Annotated in this window: 20 protein-coding genes; 11 read left to right on the top strand and 9 right to left on the bottom strand. The window is 72.7% G+C overall.

Translation table 11 applies throughout. The features are described 5' to 3' along the window. Positions 1-3 precede the first annotated feature (3 nt). From FHX74_RS15470 to ilvC, 5 genes are all read left to right on the top strand, one after another. Positions 4-141, top strand: coding sequence for a hypothetical protein (locus FHX74_RS15470; protein WP_182561099.1), 138 nt, complete (start codon positions 4-6; stop codon positions 139-141). Positions 142-319: 178 nt separating this feature from the next. Next, positions 320-487, top strand: a complete 168-nt coding sequence (locus FHX74_RS15465) for a hypothetical protein (protein WP_182561098.1) — start codon at positions 320-322, stop codon at positions 485-487. Positions 488-862: 375 nt separating this feature from the next. Then, positions 863-2,677 (top strand): acetolactate synthase large subunit, encoded by a 1,815-nt coding sequence (locus tag FHX74_RS15460; protein ID WP_182561097.1) that lies wholly within the window; start codon positions 863-865, stop codon positions 2,675-2,677. Beyond that, positions 2,674-3,231, top strand: coding sequence for an acetolactate synthase small subunit (gene ilvN / locus FHX74_RS15455; protein ID WP_328823853.1), 558 nt, complete (start codon positions 2,674-2,676; stop codon positions 3,229-3,231). The genes FHX74_RS15460 and ilvN overlap by 4 nt, the downstream gene beginning before the upstream one ends. Positions 3,232-3,372: 141 nt before the next feature. After that, positions 3,373-4,392 carry a ketol-acid reductoisomerase gene (gene ilvC / locus FHX74_RS15450; RefSeq protein ID WP_182561336.1) on the top strand — a complete coding sequence of 340 codons (1,020 nt, stop codon included), beginning with the start codon at positions 3,373-3,375 and terminating at the stop codon, positions 4,390-4,392. Positions 4,393-4,472: 80 nt separating this feature from the next. On the opposite strand, the gene FHX74_RS15445 is transcribed toward ilvC, so the two are convergent. Together FHX74_RS15445 and FHX74_RS15440 are read right to left on the bottom strand one after the other, a co-directional pair. After that, on the bottom strand, positions 4,473-5,018 hold the full coding sequence (locus FHX74_RS15445; protein ID WP_182561096.1) for a hypothetical protein: 546 nt from the start codon (positions 5,016-5,018) through the stop codon (positions 4,473-4,475). 58 nt (positions 5,019-5,076) lie between these two features. After that, positions 5,077-5,640, bottom strand: a complete 564-nt coding sequence (locus FHX74_RS15440; RefSeq protein WP_182561095.1) for an O-methyltransferase — start codon at positions 5,638-5,640, stop codon at positions 5,077-5,079. A 155-nt stretch (positions 5,641-5,795) separates the two neighbouring features. Between FHX74_RS15440 and FHX74_RS15435 the strand changes: the two genes are divergently transcribed. Continuing rightward, positions 5,796-5,957, top strand: a complete 162-nt coding sequence (locus FHX74_RS15435) for a hypothetical protein (RefSeq protein ID WP_182561094.1) — start codon at positions 5,796-5,798, stop codon at positions 5,955-5,957. A 69-nt stretch (positions 5,958-6,026) separates the two neighbouring features. Here the strand turns inward: FHX74_RS15435 and FHX74_RS15430 are convergent, their stop codons facing one another. Next, the gene (locus tag FHX74_RS15430; protein WP_182561093.1) at positions 6,027-7,115 is read right to left on the bottom strand and encodes a 3-isopropylmalate dehydrogenase; all 1,089 of its coding nucleotides are present in this window, start codon (positions 7,113-7,115) and stop codon (positions 6,027-6,029) included. Positions 7,116-7,210: 95 nt separating this feature from the next. Between FHX74_RS15430 and FHX74_RS15425 the strand changes: the two genes are divergently transcribed. Beyond that, positions 7,211-8,296, top strand: coding sequence for a branched-chain amino acid aminotransferase (locus tag FHX74_RS15425; protein ID WP_182561092.1), 1,086 nt, complete (start codon positions 7,211-7,213; stop codon positions 8,294-8,296). Between the two features lie 9 nt (positions 8,297-8,305). Here FHX74_RS15425 and FHX74_RS15420 read toward each other — a convergent pair whose 3' ends face one another. Then, complete coding sequence (locus tag FHX74_RS15420; RefSeq protein ID WP_220484054.1) at positions 8,306-8,986, bottom strand: TetR family transcriptional regulator; 681 nt, start codon at positions 8,984-8,986, stop codon at positions 8,306-8,308. Positions 8,987-9,047: 61 nt separating this feature from the next. Between FHX74_RS15420 and FHX74_RS15415 the strand changes: the two genes are divergently transcribed. Together FHX74_RS15415 and cimA are read left to right on the top strand one after the other, a co-directional pair. Continuing rightward, complete coding sequence (locus FHX74_RS15415) at positions 9,048-9,362, top strand: hypothetical protein (RefSeq protein ID WP_182561090.1); 315 nt, start codon at positions 9,048-9,050, stop codon at positions 9,360-9,362. A gap of 204 nt (positions 9,363-9,566) precedes the next feature. Further along, entirely contained in the window at positions 9,567-11,186 is a 1,620-nt protein-coding gene (cimA, locus tag FHX74_RS15410; protein ID WP_182561089.1) for a citramalate synthase, read from the top strand. A gap of 9 nt (positions 11,187-11,195) precedes the next feature. Here the strand turns inward: cimA and FHX74_RS15405 are convergent, their stop codons facing one another. Continuing rightward, positions 11,196-11,846 (bottom strand): GNAT family N-acetyltransferase, encoded by a 651-nt coding sequence (locus tag FHX74_RS15405; RefSeq protein ID WP_328823852.1) that lies wholly within the window; start codon positions 11,844-11,846, stop codon positions 11,196-11,198. 98 nt (positions 11,847-11,944) lie between these two features. Here FHX74_RS15405 and FHX74_RS15400 point away from each other — a divergent pair, with 98 nt between their 5' ends. Further along, positions 11,945-12,652 (top strand): hypothetical protein, encoded by a 708-nt coding sequence (locus FHX74_RS15400; RefSeq protein WP_182561088.1) that lies wholly within the window; start codon positions 11,945-11,947, stop codon positions 12,650-12,652. Positions 12,653-12,723: 71 nt separating this feature from the next. Here FHX74_RS15400 and FHX74_RS15395 read toward each other — a convergent pair whose 3' ends face one another. From FHX74_RS15395 to FHX74_RS15385, 3 genes are all read right to left on the bottom strand, one after another. Then, the gene (locus tag FHX74_RS15395; protein WP_182561087.1) at positions 12,724-13,632 is read right to left on the bottom strand and encodes an alpha/beta fold hydrolase; all 909 of its coding nucleotides are present in this window, start codon (positions 13,630-13,632) and stop codon (positions 12,724-12,726) included. An 86-nt stretch (positions 13,633-13,718) separates the two neighbouring features. Continuing rightward, positions 13,719-14,192: an MmcQ/YjbR family DNA-binding protein gene (locus FHX74_RS15390; protein ID WP_182561086.1), complete on the bottom strand. Its 474-nt coding sequence runs from the start codon at positions 14,190-14,192 to the stop codon at positions 13,719-13,721. 52 nt (positions 14,193-14,244) lie between these two features. Further along, on the bottom strand, positions 14,245-15,540 hold the full coding sequence (locus tag FHX74_RS15385; protein WP_182561085.1) for a thymidine phosphorylase: 1,296 nt from the start codon (positions 15,538-15,540) through the stop codon (positions 14,245-14,247). A 40-nt stretch (positions 15,541-15,580) separates the two neighbouring features. Here FHX74_RS15385 and FHX74_RS15380 point away from each other — a divergent pair, with 40 nt between their 5' ends. Continuing rightward, positions 15,581-16,381 (top strand): fumarylacetoacetate hydrolase family protein, encoded by an 801-nt coding sequence (locus FHX74_RS15380; protein ID WP_182561084.1) that lies wholly within the window; start codon positions 15,581-15,583, stop codon positions 16,379-16,381. Between the two features lie 7 nt (positions 16,382-16,388). Here the strand turns inward: FHX74_RS15380 and FHX74_RS15375 are convergent, their stop codons facing one another. Further along, complete coding sequence (locus FHX74_RS15375; protein WP_182561083.1) at positions 16,389-16,862, bottom strand: GNAT family N-acetyltransferase; 474 nt, start codon at positions 16,860-16,862, stop codon at positions 16,389-16,391. Positions 16,863-16,901 lie beyond the last annotated feature (39 nt).

Genomic DNA, 16,901 nt, shown 5'->3' with positions numbered 1-16,901 from the left:
CTCGTGGACACCCTGATCGCCGTGCTGGCCTTCGTCGTCGTGCTGGTCGTCCCGGTCGTCGCCATCGCCTCCACCTTCCGGCCGACCCAGGCTCCGGTCGGTCGCGCCGCCGACGCACGGCTCGACGCCGGGCGCCACTGACCTCGCCCTCGATCACGACCTCGACCGCGGCCTCGGCTCGGCTTCGGCTCAGGCGGCACGCGGTCACCGGCGGGGAATAGACGGACCACTGGCATGGTTGCTGGTATCGTCTGGTGCATACCAGATGGCGCAACAGTGGGGTTGTGACCGACCCAGTCGCTGACCGGAAGGACTCCTCGTGAGCATCTTCGTCGCCGTCCTCGCCTTCGCCGTGATCCTCGTCGTCCCGGTGATCGCCCTGATCCGCACCGCCGCCCCGGAGACCCGGGAGCGGGTGCACCGCCTCGCCGTGTCCGTGGGGCACACGCTGGCCTTCGACCCGCGGCACCCCCAGATCCACTACTGATCCACTACTGAGCCGACTCTGCTCGGGCGCCGCTCGGACCCTCCGGGGTCCGGGCGGTGCCCGGTCGGACGGGTCGGACGGCGCGGGAGCCGACAACCACTAGGGCACCCGAACGTCCTTCCGGATGACAAGACGGCGGGTGTCGGCGATTGACTTGCCCGGCGGGTGGGGCAAGATGGGGTCGTGCGTTCGATCACCCGGATCCTCGTAGTTCGACAGCGTGTCGGCTGAGCCACAAGCTCACTCGTCCGACGCGCTCCCTCGTCTGCCTATCGGCGGCGGGGGTTTTTTCTTGCTCGGGCACCCGACCTCTGCCGTCCGGCGGGGGTACCGGGGATCGGCGTACGATCATCGGATCAGCAACCAGGAGTGGACATGACGGAGACGGAGCAGGCGCCGAAGCCCGCAGCCCCGCACCAGACCACCGCACCGGCCGCTGCGCGCGGCCCGCAGGTGGACGAGCTCACCGGGGCCCAGGCCCTGGTCCGGTCCCTCGAGCTGGTCGGCGCCGAGGTCGTCTTCGGGATCCCGGGGGGCGCGATCCTCCCGGCCTACGACCCGCTCTACGACTCCGAGGGCGTCCGCCACATCCTGGTCCGGCACGAGCAGGGCGCCGGGCACGCCGCCGAGGGCTACGCGATGGTGACCGGCAAGGTCGGCGTCTGCATGGCCACCTCCGGCCCGGGCGCGACCAACCTGGTCACCCCGATCGCCGACGCCTACATGGACTCGGTCCCGATCGTGGCCATCACCGGCCAGGTCGGGTCGGCCTCGATCGGCACCGATGCCTTCCAGGAAGCCGACATCACCGGCATCACCATGCCGATCACCAAGCACAACTTCCTGGTCCGGCGCCCCGAGGACATCCCGGGGGCGATCAAGGCGGCCTTCCACATCGCCGCCACCGGACGACCCGGGCCGGTGCTGGTCGACATCACCAAGGACGCGCTCCAGGCCACCGCGCCGTTCGCGATGCCCGACGAGGTGGACCTGCCGGGCTACCGGCCGGTGACCCGCCCGCACCACAAGCAGGTCAAGGAGGCGGCCAAGCTGATCCTCGCCGCCGAGCGCCCGGTGCTCTACATCGGTGGCGGCGTGATCAAGTCCGGGGCCTCGGCACTGGTCCGCCGGCTCGCCGAGCTCGGGAACATCCCCGCGGTGACCACGCTGACCGCGCTCGGCGCGCTGCCGGACAGCCACCCGCTCAACATGGGGATGCCCGGCATGCACGGCACCGTGGCCGCGGTCGGGGCGCTCCAGCGCAGCGACCTGCTGATCACCCTCGGAGCCCGCTTCGACGACCGGGTGACCGGGAAGCTGTCGAGCTTCGCGCCCGAGGCCAAGGTGATCCACGCCGACATCGACCCGGCCGAGATCAGCAAGAACCGCGCCGCCGACGTGCCGATCGTCGGTGACGTCAGCGAGGTGCTGACCCAGCTGCTGGAGCTGCTCGCCGAGCACCGCGACGAGCTGCCCGACACCGCGGCCTGGGTGGAGCAGCTGCAGGACGTCCAGCGGCGCTACCCGACCGGGTTCGAGGAGCCGAGCGACGGGATGCTGTCGCCGCAAGCCGTGATCAAGCGGATCGGCGAGCTCAGCGGACCCGAGGCCTACTACGTGGCGGGGGTCGGCCAGCACCAGATGTGGTCGGCGCACTTCCTGCCCTTCGAGAAGCCGGGCCACTGGCTCAACTCCGGCGGGCTCGGGACGATGGGCTACGGCGTCCCGGCGGCGATGGGCGCCAAGGTCGGCGCACCCGACCAGCTGGTGTGGTGCGTCGACGGCGACGGCTGCTTCCAGATGACCAACCAGGAGCTGGTCACCTGCGCGCTCGAGGGCATCCCGGTGAAGATCGCGGTGATCAACAATCAGAGCCTGGGCATGGTCCGGCAGTGGCAGACCCTGTTCTATAACAGCCGCTACTCCAACACCGATCTCAAGACCAACCGCGTCCCTGACTTCCAGAAGCTGGCCGAGGCGATGGGCTGCATCGGGTTGCGCGCCGAGCACCCCGACGAGGTCGACCCGGTGATCGAGAAGGCGCTGTCGATCAACGACCGCCCGGTCGTGGTCGAGTTCGTGGTGCACAAGGACGCGATGGTCTGGCCGATGGTGGCCGCCGGCACCAGCAACGACGAGATCCAGGTGGCCCGCGACATGGCTCCGGACTGGGACGGGGAGACGCTGTGACCGGCCCGACGACGGGGATCACCCGCAGCCACACGTTGAGCGTGCTGGTCGAGAACAAGCCGGGTGTCCTGGCCCGGGTGGCCGGGCTGTTCTCCCGCCGCGGGTTCAACATCGACAGCCTCGCGGTCGGGCCCACCGAGCACCCCGACGTCTCGCGGATCACCCTGTCCGCGAACGTCGTCGACGAGACCCTGGAGCAGCTCACCAAGCAGCTCAACAAGCTGATCGAGGTGATCAAGATCGTCGAGCTCGAGCCGGGTGCGGCCCGCCGCGAGCTGATCCTGGTCAAGGTCCGCACCACCGCCGCCGACCGCGGCCAGGTGCTGGAGATCATCCAGATCTTCGGCGGCAAGGCCGTCGACATCACCCACGACACGATCACCATCGAGGCCGTGGGCAGCCCCGACAAGCTCGAGGCCCTGCTCCGGCTGCTCGAGCCCTACGGGGTCAAGGAGCTGGTCCAGTCCGGTCTGGTGGCCATCGGGCGGGGGAGCCGCTCGATCACCGACCGGTCCCCGCGCTCCGAGCGCCCGAAGGCGATGCGACTGGTCTGAGACCGCGCGCGCCCGCGCCGCCGCACGCCCTAGCATCGTGCGGCGGAGCGCGCGGGCCCGCCGGCCGTGACCGGCCCGCCGCCGCCCTTCACCCGCACGCACGCAGCAGAAGTCGATCAAGGAGACGCAGTGCCCGCAGAAATGTTCTACGACAACGACGCCGACCTGTCGATCATCCAGGGGCGCAACGTCGCCATCCTGGGGTTCGGCAGCCAGGGGCACGCGCACGCGCTCTCGCTGCGCGACTCCGGCGTCGACGTCCGGGTCGGGCTGCCCGAGGGCAGCCGGAGCCGCGCCAAGGCCGAGGCGCAGGGGCTGCGGGTCGTCACCCCCTACGAGGCGTGCGAGGAGGCGGACCTGATCATGGTCCTCACCCCCGACCCCTCGCAGCGCAAGCTCTACGCCGAGGCGATCCAGCCGAACCTGGTCCCCGGCGACGCGCTGTTCTTCGCCCACGGGTTCAACATCCGCTACGACTACATCGTCCCGCCGGAGGGCGTCGACGTCGCCCTGGTCGCGCCCAAGGGCCCGGGCCACCTGGTCCGCCGCGAGTACGCCGAGGGCCGGGGGGTCCCGGTGCTGGTCGCGGTCGAGCAGGACGGCACCGGCAAGGCCTGGGACCTCGCGCTCTCCTACGCCAAGGGGATCGGCGGTCTGCGCGCCGGCGGCATCAAGACCACCTTCACCGAGGAGACCGAGACCGACCTCTTCGGCGAGCAGGCGGTGCTCTGCGGCGGCGCCTCGGCGCTGGTCCAGGCCGGGTTCGAGACCCTGACCGAGGCCGGCTACCAGCCGGAGGTCGCCTACTTCGAGTGCCTGCACGAGCTCAAGCTGATCGTCGACCTGATGTACGAGGGCGGCATCGCCAAGCAGCGCTGGAGCGTCTCCGACACCGCCGAGTACGGCGACTACGTGTCCGGCCCGCGGGTCATCGACGCGCACGTCAAGGAGAACATGAAGGGCGTGCTCTCCGACATCCAGGACGGCACCTTCGCCCGCCGGTTCATCGAGGACCAGGACGCCGGGGCGCCCGAGTTCAAGCGCTTCCGGGCCGAGGGCGAGCAGCACCCGATCGAGAAGGTCGGCCACCAGCTGCGCGACCTGATGGCCTGGGTGAAGAGCCACGACGACGACTACGTCGAGGGCACCGCGGCCCGCTGAGCCGCGTCCTCGCACCGGCCGGTCCCCGCACGGGGCCGGCCGGTTCGTCCTTCCGGGCGCGGATGCGGCGAGCGCGGGGCTCAGCGCGAGCGGACCGAGAGCACGGTGACCCGGTCGCCGTTGCGGTCCAGCCCGGTGCCGACGGTGTAGAGCCGGCTCGACTTGCCCGGGTCGTCGCTGTCGGCGTCGGAGAGGTCGTCGGCGAGCACACACAGGCTCTTCAAGCCGCCGGCCCCGGTCGGCGCCGGGCGGTCGTCGAGACACTTCCCGAACGAGCCCTGCAGCGCCTCGAGCGCCGCCGCGGCGTCGGCCTTCGGCGTCCGCAGGATGGCGTCGATCGTGTAGTCGTGGGTGGAGACGTAGCGCCCGGACAGCACCTGGGTGCTCGCCGGCAGGTCGACGTCGGCGCGCCACTCGACCTCGGCCAGGCTGAGCCGGTCGCAGCTGAACCCGGTCCAGGTGTTCACGCAGCCGCTGCCGCGGTCGCTGGTGAAGCTGAAGTAGGGGACGCCCCAGGCGCCGGCGAAGCGGGTCAGCACCGCGAGCAGCACGGCGACCGAGCCGACCATCAGGAACATGCCGCCGAGGACCCGGAGCGGTTTGCCCGGCCTCCGCGTCAACGCCACGCGGACAGGATGCCACACCCGACCGGCCGGACCCGGGTGCTGCGCGGGCGGCGTCCGGTCAGCTGCGGACGGCCACGATGACGCTGGTGTCCTCGGCGACCATCACGTCGACGCTGGTGAACCGCTCGTCCGAGAGCCAGGCCTGGCGCAGCTGGTCGACCCGCCCGTGCTCGAGCGGGGGCCAGCCGGGGCAGGGCACGAAGTCGTCGAGCACCACCATCCCGCCGGGCTCGACCAGCTCGACGATCTGCTCGCGGGCCGCGGCCCGGGCGCTGCCGGCGTCGAGGAAGACCAGCGAGAACGGCGCGTGCGCGGCCAGGCTCGTCCAGTCGGCGTGCATCACGTCGATGTCGTCGTCGGCGAACATGTCCATCACCCCGTGCGCGAGGTCCGGGTCGAGCTCGGCGGTGATCACCCGGGTGTCCTTCGGGGCACCGCTGCGCAACCAGGCGGCGCCGACGCCGCACCCGGTGCCGCACTCGGCGATCGTCCCGGTCCGGGTGGCGGCCAGGGCGGCGAGCAGCCGGCCGGTCTCGGTGCGCGAGGTCTGCATGTAGCCGCGCTGCAGCGAGAGCCGCAGCGCCCGCACGACCAGTTCGGGGAGTTCGGGCGGAGCACTCACCGGGCCAGTCTCGCAGTGGTCGGGCCGCCGGGACGCTGTCCCGTCATCCGAGACGAATCGTCCGCATCCTGACCAGGAAATACTCGGGTGTCCTAGTATCTCGATCAGGAGCCAGTCGCGGACCTGCCCATCCGGCGGGTCCCCACCACGAGAATGTGACGCTGACGATGTACGAGATGTACCCGGACCGGTGGACCGCCGAGCACGACGAGCGGACCAGGACGACCGAGCGGCCGCGCCGCCGTGCGCGCCGGACCCACCGAGTAGATCCGCAGATCATCGTCGCCCTCGAGCAGCTCCGCAGCGCCGGCAAGTAACCCTCGCCGCGCTCCTCAGTGCCCCGGCCGTGCCGGCCCGCCCCGACGGCGGGCCGGATCACGGTGACGTCAGACGGTCGACGCGATCGCGTCCCCGACCGCACTGGTGCTCCGCCGCTCCCCGCCCTGCCGGGCGGCGATGTCGGCCAGCACCGCCTTCTCGACGCGAGCCGCCTCCTCACCCAGGCCGAGGTGGTCCAGCAGCAGGCCGACCGACAGGATCGTCGCCGTCGGGTCGGCCACTCCCTTCCCAGCGATGTCAGGAGCTGAACCGTGCACCGGTTCGAACATCGACGGGTACGCGCCCGACGGGTTGATGTTGCCGCTCGCCGCGAGCCCGATGCCGCCGGTCACCGCCGCGGCCAGGTCGGTCAGGATGTCGCCGAACAGGTTGTCGGTGACGATCACGTCGAACCGGGCCGGGTCGGTGGCCAGGAAGATCGTCGCCGCGTCGACGTGCAGGTAGTCGGTGGCCACGTCGGGGAACTCGGCGGCCACCTGCTCGAAGACCCGGCGCCACAACCCGCCCGCGTTGACCAGCACGTTGTGCTTGTGGACCAGGGTGATCTTGTTCCGACGCCGGGCGGCGCGGGCGAACGCGTCCCGGACCACCCGCTCGACCCCGAGCGCGGTGTTGACGCTGACCTCGGTGGCGATCTCGTTCGGGGTGCCGGCGCGGACCACCCCGCCGTTGCCGCAGTAGAGCCCCTCGGTGCCCTCGCGGACGACGACGAAGTCGACCTCCTTGCCGGCGACGACCTCGTCGGCCAGCGGGGTGGGGACGCCGGGATAGAGCCGGCTCGGCCGCAGGTTGACGTAGTGGTCGAAGGCGAACCGCAGCCGGAGCAGCAGGCCGCGCTCGAGCAGACCGCTCGGCACGTCCTTGGCCCCGGGGGCCGCGCCGACGGCGCCGAGCAGGATCCCGTCGACCCGGGTCAGCTCGTCCAGCACCGAGTCGGGCAGCACCTCGCCGGTCCGCTGCCAGCGGGTCGCGCCGAGGTCGTAGTGCACCAGCTCGAAGGCGTCGGGGGAGGTCACCGCCTCGAGCACCTTGAGGCCCTCGGCGACCACCTCGGGGCCGATCCCGTCCCCGCCGATCACCGCCAGCGTGCGGCGTCGGTCGGCGCCGGCGCCGCTTCCGTTCTGCTGCTCGGTCATCGGCCGATCGTAGCCAGCACGCCCGTCCCCGACGGGCCTCGTCTCACCAGTTCCGGCCCCGGTCGCGGGGCGTCCCGAGTGTTAGGTTCCCGATCATGACCATGCTGTTCGACGTCCACCCCAACCCGCACCCGCGCAGCGACGCGGAGCGGGAGGCGATCCTGGCCCGGCCGGGGTTCGGGGACCACTTCACCGACCACATGGCCACCGCCACCTGGACCGCCTCGGACGGCTGGCAGGACTCGGCGATCGTGCCCTACGGCCCGCTGGCGATGGACCCGGCCACCGCGGTGCTGCACTACGCCCAGGAGATCTTCGAGGGGCTCAAGGCCTACCGGCACGCCAACGACTCGATCTGGCTGTTCCGGCCCGACCGCAACGCCGCCCGGTTCGCCGCCTCGGCGCACCGGCTGGCCCTCCCGGAGCTGCCGGCCGAGGACTTCGTCGGCAGCCTCGAGGCGCTGGTCACCACCGACCAGAAGTGGGTGGCCAAGGGCGGCGAGGACAGCCTCTACCTGCGGCCGTTCATGTTCGCCTCGGAGGCGTTCCTCGGGGTCCGCCCGTCGCGGCGGGCCACCTACTGCGTGATCGCCAGCCCGGCCGGACCGTACTTCTCCTCGGGGGTGAAGCCGGTGAACATCTGGCTGTCCACCACCTACGTCCGGGCCGCGCCCGGCGGCACCGGGGCGGCGAAGTGCGGTGGCAACTACGCGGCCAGCCTGATCGCGCAGGCCGAGGCCGCCGAGCACGGCTGCGAGCAGGTGCTGTTCGCCGACGCGGTCGAGCACAAGTGGCTCGAGGAGCTCGGCGGGATGAACGTCTACCTGATCACCACCGACGGCGAGCTGATCACCCCCGAGCTCAACGGCTCGATCCTCGAGGGCGTCACCCGGGACGCGATCCTCACCCTGGCCGCGGAGTTCGGCCTGACCCCGGTCGAGCGCCGGATCGAGATCGCCGAGCTGCTCGAGGGCATCGCCTCGGGCTCGGTCAGCGAGGTCTTCGCCTGCGGCACCGCCGCGGTGATCACGCCGATCGGCTCTCTCAAGACCGCCGAGGGCCAGCACCCGGTCGGCTCCGGCGAGGCGGGGGAGACCACCACCGCGATCCGCGCGCGGCTGCTCGACGTCCAGTACGGCCGGGCCGAGGACGTCCACGGCTGGATGAGCAAGGTCTGCTGACCGCGCGGCTCAGCGGGGCGGTCGGGCCAGCAGCAGTCGGGACCAGGCGTCGAGCAGCCAGTCGGCGAACCGCTCCGGGCTCCACCCGCGCTCGACGACCAGCTGCGCGTAGTACTCGGCGCTGTTCATCGTCCAGATCACGTCGGCGATCTCGTCGCGGCTGAGGTCGGAGCGCAGCTCGCCGGTGACCAGCAGGTCGTCGGCGAGCTCGCGCATGTTCCGGGCCCGGCGCTCGGCGATGCCGGACCACAGCGCCGCCAGCTCGGGCTCGGCGGCGGCCGCCTCGCGCAGCACCAGGAACAGTGGGGCCAACCGCCCCTGGAGCGCGGCCACCGCCCCCGCGTAGACGGCGAGCTTGGCCCGGGCGTCGGGGGCTGCCCGCAGCGCGACCGCGTAGTCCCGTTCCCGCCCCGGCACCGCCCGTGCGGTGCCCGACAGCGCGCGTTCGACCAGCTCGCGGAAGAGTGCCGGTTTCCGCCCGACCGAGGCGTAGACGGTGTCCGCGGCGACACCGGCCGCGCGGGCGACCGCGGCCACCGTGGTCGCCGCGTAGCCGTCGGCGAGGAACCGCTCGTGCGCCGCAGCCAGCACGCGCTCGCGGGTCTGCTCGGCCGCCGCCCGCCGGTTGCTCGTGTCGTAGCGGCGCCGTCCGCTCCCGCTCGGTTCGGAGGTCTTGACGGTCGGTGACACGGGTCCTAGCTTAGACACATTCATCCGAGATGGGCTCGGATGAAATGGGAGGGGGAGGGCGATGGCCTTCTACGCGTGGACCCAGGACCTGCCGATCGATGCCGACGCCTACGACGACATCACCGGACGGATCGGCACCACACCGATGCCGGGACTCGTCGTGCACGTGGCGATCCGGACCGAGAGCGGGCGGATGCGCTATCTCGACGTCTGGGAGGACCGCGAGCAGCACGACGCGGCCTTCGCCACCGTCGTGCACCCCGCGGTGCACCGGGTGCTCGAGACGCGCCGCGTGCAGGTCGACGGGGAGCCGCCGCGGCACCCGGTCGACGTGGTCGAGGTGCGGTTCGCCGACGGGACGAGCGTCCGCGGGTGACCGGCGGCCGCCGTGCGCCGAGACGGCCGGTCCGGATGGCGAGACGCCGGCGTGACGCCACCGGACCGGCCGGGCCACACTGGCCGGTGTGCATCACCTGGTGATCATTAGCTAGCGCGCTGACCCGTTCGTCAGCGCGCCGACCTCCTGTGCTCGTACGGGAGGTTTTTTCATGTCCGCTCACCTCCACGAGATCGAGGTCCGATGTCCGTCACCGCCCCGAGGATCCCGGCACAGCCGCCGGTCTTCCACGTGTACGACACGACGCTGCGGGACGGCGCGCAGCAGGAGGGGCTCCGGCTCTCGGTCTCCGACAAGCTCCAGATCGCCACCCTGCTCGACGAGCTGGGGGTCGACTACATCGAGGGCGGGTGGCCCGGGGCGAACCCCAACGACACCGCCTTCTTCGCCGCGCTGGCCGACGGCGCGGCGACCTTCAAGCACGCCACCCTGACCGCGTTCGGCGCGACCCGCCGTGTCGGGCTCAGGGCGGCGGATGATCCGCTCACGGCGGCGTTGCGGGAATCCCACGCGCCGGTCGTCTGTCTGGTGGCCAAGAGCCACGACCAGCACGTCGAGCGGGCGCTGCGCACCACCCTGGCCGAGAACCTGGCCATGATCACCGACACGGTGACCCACCTGCGCGCCGAGGGTCAGCGCGTCTTCGTCGACTGCGAGCACTTCTTCGACGGCTTCCGGGCCAACCGCGACTACGCCCTCGAGGTGGTGCGGACCGCTGCGGAGGCCGGCGCGGAGGCGGTGGTGCTCTGCGACACCAACGGCGGGATGCTGCCGCCGTGGATCGGCGAGATCGTCGCGGAGGCGGCGACCCTCGGGGCGCCGCTGGGGATCCACTGCCACAACGACACCGGCTGCGCGGTGGCGAACACGGTGGCCGCGGTCGACGCCGGGGCGATCCACGTCCAGGGCACCGTCAACGGCTACGGCGAGCGGACCGGGAACGCCGACCTGATCTCGGTGGTGGCCAACCTCGAGCTCAAGTACGGCTGGCACCTGCTGCCCACCGGGGCGCTGCGCGAGGCGACCCGGGTGGCCCACGCGATCGCCGAGGTGACCAACATGCCGGCCAGCGGGCGGGCGCCGTACGTCGGGCTGTCGTCGTTCGCGCACAAGGCCGGGCTGCACGCCAGCGCGATCAAGGTGGACCCGAACCTCTACCAGCACATCGATCCGCACCTGGTGGGCAACGACATGCGGATGCTGGTCTCGGACATGGCCGGCCGGGCCAACATCCAGCTCAAGGGCGAGGAGCTCGGCTTCGACCTCTCCGACCGCGACCTGGCGGCCCGGATCACCGACCAGGTCAAGGCGGCCGAGGCGGCCGGCTACACCTACGAGTCCGCCGACGCCAGCTTCGAGCTGCTGCTGCGTCGCGAGCTCGACCAGCTGCCGAGCTACTTCACCGCCGAGTCGTGGCGGGTGCTGACCCAGCAGGCCGCGGACGGCGAGATGGACACCGAAGCCACCGTCCGGCTGACCGCGCGCGGCGAGTCGACCCGGGTGGTCGGCGAGGGCAACGGCCCGGTCAACGCGCTGGACATGGCGCTCCGCCGGGCGCTGCACGAGACCTACGCGGTGGTGGAGAAGTTCGAGCTGATCGACTACCGGGTCCGGATCCTCGACCAGGGCCACGGCACCGACGCCACCGTCCGGGTGCTGATCGAGACCACCGACGGACTGCGCGCCTGGACCACCGTCGGGGTCGGCGAGAACATCATCGAGGCCTCCTGGGAGGCGCTCACCGAGGCCTACGTCTACGGGCTGATCCACGCCGGGGTGTCGCCGGAGCCGGTCGGCGTCTGACCCGACGGCTCAGCGGCGCAGCCCGAGGTAGTCGAGCAGCGGTTCGGCCCCGGTGACCACCACCGGCTCGGCGGGCCGGTGGAGCCAGCCCGGGCGGAGCAGCAGCCGTTGCTCGTCGGCGGCCCGGCCGTCGCGAGCGGTGACGAAGGTCCCGTCCGGCCGGTAGCCGACCTTGCGGCTGACCCCCAGCGACGCCGGGTTGTCCACGAACGCGCTGCTCCGCAGCTCGGTGGCGCCCAGGGTGTCGAACCCGAACACGCAGACCGCCTGCCGCATCCGGGTGCCGATCCCGCGGCCCTGGTGGGCCAGCCCGAGCCAGGACCCGGTCCCTGCCGACCGGGTGACCGCGAAGTCGCTCGCACTCAGACCCTGGCTGCCGACCAGCGTGCCGCCGACCCGGACGGCGAACTCGAGCGAGAACCGCTCGCGGGAGAACGCGGCCCGGGAGCCCCAGTGGAAGCGGACGTACTCGCGGGGCAGGTCGGCCGGGTCCTGTCGGGTCCACGGCACCGAGAACGGCATCCGGTCCGGGGCGTGCACGCCGGCCAGCGCGAGCTCGATCAGCTCGGGAAGGTCTTCGTCGCGCACGACCCGCAGCGACAGGTCACCGCAGGTGATCTGCAGCGGGTAGGGCGGCCAGACCTGCTCGACGGTGATCACGGGCGCCAGTCTCGGCCAGGCGGAGTCGGCCGTCACCCGCTTTTCCGCCGCGCGGGCGTCGGCTGGTCCTGGCGGAGTGACCGCCCTACCCTCGGCGGATGGAGCTCCTCGGTCTGCTCGGCGACGCGGGCCACCTGGCCCGCGCGGTCGGCGGGCTGCTGGTGCTGGGGATGGCGCTGGCCTTCAGCCCCACCACGTTCGGGATCGAGATCGGGGCGGTCGAGGACGGCCGGCGCACCCGCACCCGCGTGATCGTCATCGCCGCGGCGGTGGCGCTCGCCGCCACGCTGCTGGCGGTGCTCTTCGTGCTGGTCAGTCCCAACACCCTGCACGCGCTGTGGACCGGCCGGGTGCGGACGATCCTCACCCAGCGGTGGTTCGACGCGGCCGTGGGGCTGCTGCTGATCATGGTCGGGTCGATCCAGTGGCGACGGGCGCGGCGGCCGAGGCGGCCCCGACCGCCCGGACGGCTCGAGCGTCCGCGGGTGCTCTTCGGCGTGGTGCTGGCCAACAGCCTGCTCAGCACCACCAGCCCGGCCACCATGTACCTGGTGGTGCGGACCATCGGCACCACCCGGCCGGTGCTCTGGTTGCCCGAGTACGTGATCTTCCTGATCGGGCTGGCGCTGCCGTACACGGTGCTGGCGGTGGCTCTGACCCGCATCCCGCCGTTCGCCCGCCGGGTGGCGGCGGCCACGGCGGCGCTCAGCCGCCGCGACCTGCGCCGCCCGCTCGCGGTGGTGATCATCGTGGTCGGGCTGGCGCTGCTCGTCTGGTCGTCGATCGCCCTGGTCCGCGCGAGCTGAGCCTGTCGCCGTGCTGCGCGCGTCCGTGCGCTGCGGCTGTCGGAACGCCTCGGTGGTGGTCCCTGACCGGCTCAGCGGACCGAGCGCGGGTGGGCCCAGCGGTCGAGGACCTCGTGCAGCCGGGCGGCGAAGGCGTCCGGCTCGCCGACCTGACCGAACTCGCCGCCGGCGAAGCCGGTGTGGTCGCCCGGGAAGACCACCAGGTCGCGGCCGGTCTGCTCGGCGATCGCCCGGGGCGCCCGCGCCGCCAGCGTCTCACCGGACTCGGCGCCCACGCCGAGCACCACCCGGCACCCGGCGGTCCGCAACCGGTCGACGTCGGGTGCCCACACCGGGATGGTGAGCATGTTCGCCATCAGCGGGTCGTCGCGGCGGCCGTCGTCCCCGGCGGGCATCCCGAACATCGCCGGGTCGGGATCCGGACCGTCCGCCCAGTCCGTGGGGAACGGTCCCTGGTGGGACACGAGCAGGATGAAGCTGGCCATCCCCACCCCGGAGCCGGCCCGCTGGTAGCGCGCGTGGACGGCCCGGCAGGCCGCCCGGACCGCGTCGGCGTCGGGCAGCGCGCCACCGGCGGGCGGCTCGTGCGCGACCACCGTGCGCAGGTCCTCCGGGTGCGCGGCGGCGAGCGCCAGCGCGTTGACGGCGCCGCCCGAGCTGCCGAAGACGTCGACCGGGCCGACGCCGAGCTCGGTGATCAGCGCGTGCAGATCGGCGGCGTGGTCCTCCGGCGCCGGCGTCCGGTCCGGGTCCTGGCGCCGGCTGCGGCCGACGTTCCGGGGGTCGTAGGTGATCACCGGCCGGTCGGCGAAGTGGCCGGCCAGGGTGGCGAAGCCGCGGGCGTCCATCGGCGTCCCGACCGCGAGCAGCGCCGGGCGGTCGGCGGTCGCCGTGCCCAGGTCGCCGCGGACGTCGTAGACGAGCTCGGCCTCGGACGTCCGGAGCGTGTGCGTCGTGGGGGCGGGTGCGGTCTCGGTCATCGGATCACCTCTCGGGTCGTGCGCTCACCGGGTCAGACCGCCCCCGACCCCCGATCTCATCGGCTCCCGAACTCATCGGCCCTGCTTCATCGGCCCTGCTTCATCGGCCCCGGCGTCATCGGCCGCCGACCTCGGCCGCCGACCCCGGCCGACGCCGCCCAGGCGTCGAGCCGGGCCACCCGCCGGACGCCCGCGGTGAGCCGGTAGGAGTCCTCGACCAGCTCGGCCACCTCGTCCCAGGCGCGACGCGACGCCCTCGGTGCCGGCAGGGCGAACCCGATCCACCCGGCCGGCCCGAGGTAGGCGGGGACGTAGCAGCGCGCGTCCTCCAGCAGGGCCCGGCGTTCGTCACCGGCCACCATCACCAGCAGGCTGTGCGGCCGGGACTCCCAGGCGCCGTCGACCCGGAGCGAGCCGCCGTAGTAGGCGAACACCTTGGTCGTGGAGAAGGCCGGGTGTCCGTGGGTGATCTTCTCCGCCGCGTCCGGGAGGTCCAGCGCGATCGCGCGGACCCGGGCGAGCCGCGGGTCGTCGTCGTCGAACATCTTCGGGTGCGCCATCGGCCCAGTCTGGCCAGCGCCGGCCGTCCGCGGAAGACCGGCGCGACGCCGGTCAGTGCTCGGCGCTGACCCGGTCGAGCACCAGCGGGCGCGCCGCCGGAGGCTCGTCGGTGACCGTCCAGGCGCCGGCGAGCGCCTCGACCGCGCGCGGCACCAGCGCGGCGTCGTCGGTGTGCAGGGTGAGCAGCGGTTGCCCGGCCCGGACCGGGTCGCCCGGCTTGGCGTGCAGCACGACGCCCGCCGCCGCCTGCACCGGGTCACCGCGACGGGCCCGCCCGGCGCCGAGCCGCCAGGCCGCGATGCCCACCGGGTAGGCGTCGAGCCGGCCGAGCCAACCGTCGCGGTCGGCGGTCAGGGTCTCGGTCTCGCGTGCGCGGGGGAGCGGGGCGTCCGGGTCGCCGCCCTGCGCGCTGATCATGGAGCGCCAGACCCGGTACGCCGCGCCGGAGGCCAACCGCTCGGCCGGGTCGTGCTCGTCGACCCCGGCCGCGGTGATCATCTCGCGAGCCAGGGCCAGGGTCAGCTCGACGACGTCGGCCGGTCCGCAGCCCTGCAGCACCTCGACCGCCTCGGCCACCTCGAGCGCGTTACCCGCCGTTCTCCCCAGCGGGGTGGACATGTCGGTGATCAACGCGGTGGTGGGCAGCCCGGCGTTCGCCCCGAGACCGACCATGGTCGCCGCGAGCTCGCGGGCCTGCGCCGGGTCGGTCATGAACGCCCCGGAGCCGGTCTTGACGTCGAGCACCAGCGCCCCGGCGCCCTCGGCGATCTTCTTGCTCATGATCGAGCTGGCGATCAGCGGGATCGAGTCGACGGTCGAGGTGACGTCGCGCAGTGCGTAGAGCTTGGCGTCGGCGGGGGCCAGCCCCGGGCCCGCGGCACAGACCACCGCCCCGACCTCCTCGAGCTGCCGCCGGATCTCGTCGAGGCCGAGCTCAGCGCGCCAGCCCGGGATCGCCTCGAGCTTGTCGAGCGTGCCGCCGGTGTGCCCGAGACCGCGTCCGGAGAGCTGCGGCACCGCGACCCCGCAGGCGGCCACCAGCGGGGCCAGCGGGAGGGTGATCTTGTCCCCGACCCCGCCGGTCGAGTGCTTGTCGACACTCGGCCGCGACAGCCCGGTGAAGTCGAGCCGTTCACCACTGTCGATCATCGCCGTGGTCCAGTGCGACAGCTCGTCGGCGTCGAGCCCGCGGAACCACACGGCCATCAGCAGCGCGGCCAGCTGCTCGTCGGTCACCGCCCCGCGGGTGCCGGCCTCGATCAGCCAGCCGATCCGGTCGGCGTCCAGGGTCCCGCCGTCGCGCTTGGTGCGGATCAGGCTGGGCGCGTCGTAGGGCTCGGCCACCATGGCCGTGAGTATGCCCGGTCGGGCCCGCTAACCTCGCGGCATGCGCATCGCCCGTTTCTCGACCGGATCGGACCCCCAGTACGGCATCGTCGAGCTCGCCGTCGACCAGGGAGACCACCCGGACACCGTCTCGGTGGTGACCGGTGACCCGCTGGCCACCCCGGTGCAGTTCACCGGTCAGCGTCACCCGCTGGCCGACGTCCGGCTGCTGGCCCCGGTGATCCCGCGGAGCAAGGTGATCGGGATCGGCCGGAACTACGCCGCCCACGCCGCCGAGCTCGGCAACGCGGTGCCCGAGACCCCGCTCACCTTCTTCAAGCCGAACACCTCGGTGATCGGCCCGGGGGAGGCCATCGTGCACCCGGACGGCACCGACCAGGTGAGCTTCGAGGGCGAGCTCGCGGTGGTGATCGGCCGGATCGCCAAGGAGGTCCCGGTCGAGCGGGCCCAGGACGTGATCTTCGGCTACACGGTGGCCAACGACGTCACCGCGCGCGACTGGCAGAAGTCGGACGGCCAGTGGAGCCGGGCCAAGGGCAGCGACACCTTCTGCCCGCTGGGCCCCTGGATGGTCACCCACCTGACCCTCGAGGAGGTGGCCGACCTCTCGATCACCACGCGGGTCAACGGCGAGCTCAAGCAGGACGGCACCACCGCCGACATGCTGATCAAGATCCCCGAGCTGATCGCCTTCGTCAGCAGCTACACCACGCTGCTCCCCGGTGACCTCATCCTCACCGGGACGCCGTCCGGGGTGGGGCCGCTGAAGCCCGGGGACGAGGTCAGCATCGAGATCGACGGCGTCGGCGAGCTCAGCAACCCGGTGATCGCCGCGGAGTGATCCGCGTTCAGCGCAGCGGCTTGCGCAGCAGCGTCGCGGTCGTGGTGTACGGCCGGTGGCTGCCGTCGGGCTGCAGCTGGTCCCAGCCCACCTGCTCGCTGCCGTAGGCGGTGTAGCCGAGCCGCTCGTAGAGCCGCTGCGGCCGCGGTTCCTGGACGTCGACCCCCAGCTCGGCCCGGTCGCGGCCGCGGTCCCGGATCCGCTGCTCGAGGGCGGCGATCAGCACGGTGCCGACACCGGCCGAGCGGACCAGCTCGTGCACGTGCAGCTGGTAGAGCTCGCCGGCGTCGGGGTGCTTGGTCCAGTCGACCCCGCCGGTGGCCAGCGGGAGACCGGACGGTCCGCAGACCACGAGGTAGTCCGCCTCACCGCGGGCGGCCCGGTCGAGGCCCCGGGGGACGCCGGAGCCGGCCCAGCCGCAGACCGGCAGGTCGTCGGCGGTGAGGTCACGGACGGTCAGCGGCAGCGGCACCTCGGTCACCCGGCCAGCCTGCCCCGCGGACGCCGGTCCGGGCCACCG

Source organism: Microlunatus kandeliicorticis (assembly GCF_014137855.1).
GTDB lineage: Bacteria > Actinomycetota > Actinomycetes > Propionibacteriales > Propionibacteriaceae > Microlunatus > Microlunatus kandeliicorticis.
This window is presented reverse-complemented; position numbering and strand designations above follow the sequence as displayed.

Coding starts and splice junctions, on each gene's coding strand:
- FHX74_RS15460 (WP_182561097.1), top strand. CDS start 863: ATGACGGAGACGGAGCAGGCGCCGAAGCCCGCAGCCCCGCACCAGACC.
- FHX74_RS15385 (WP_182561085.1), bottom strand. CDS start 15,540: ATGGTGGCCGAGCCCTACGACGCGCCCAGCCTGATCCGCACCAAGCGC.
- FHX74_RS15395 (WP_182561087.1), bottom strand. CDS start 13,632: ATGACCGAGACCGCACCCGCCCCCACGACGCACACGCTCCGGACGTCC.
- FHX74_RS15430 (WP_182561093.1), bottom strand. CDS start 7,115: ATGACCGAGCAGCAGAACGGAAGCGGCGCCGGCGCCGACCGACGCCGC.
- FHX74_RS15380 (WP_182561084.1), top strand. CDS start 15,581: ATGCGCATCGCCCGTTTCTCGACCGGATCGGACCCCCAGTACGGCATC.
- FHX74_RS15400 (WP_182561088.1), top strand. CDS start 11,945: ATGGAGCTCCTCGGTCTGCTCGGCGACGCGGGCCACCTGGCCCGCGCG.
- cimA (WP_182561089.1), top strand. CDS start 9,567: ATGTCCGTCACCGCCCCGAGGATCCCGGCACAGCCGCCGGTCTTCCAC.
- ilvC (WP_182561336.1), top strand. CDS start 3,373: ATGTTCTACGACAACGACGCCGACCTGTCGATCATCCAGGGGCGCAAC.
- FHX74_RS15415 (WP_182561090.1), top strand. CDS start 9,048: ATGGCCTTCTACGCGTGGACCCAGGACCTGCCGATCGATGCCGACGCC.
- FHX74_RS15425 (WP_182561092.1), top strand. CDS start 7,211: ATGACCATGCTGTTCGACGTCCACCCCAACCCGCACCCGCGCAGCGAC.
- FHX74_RS15390 (WP_182561086.1), bottom strand. CDS start 14,192: ATGGCGCACCCGAAGATGTTCGACGACGACGACCCGCGGCTCGCCCGG.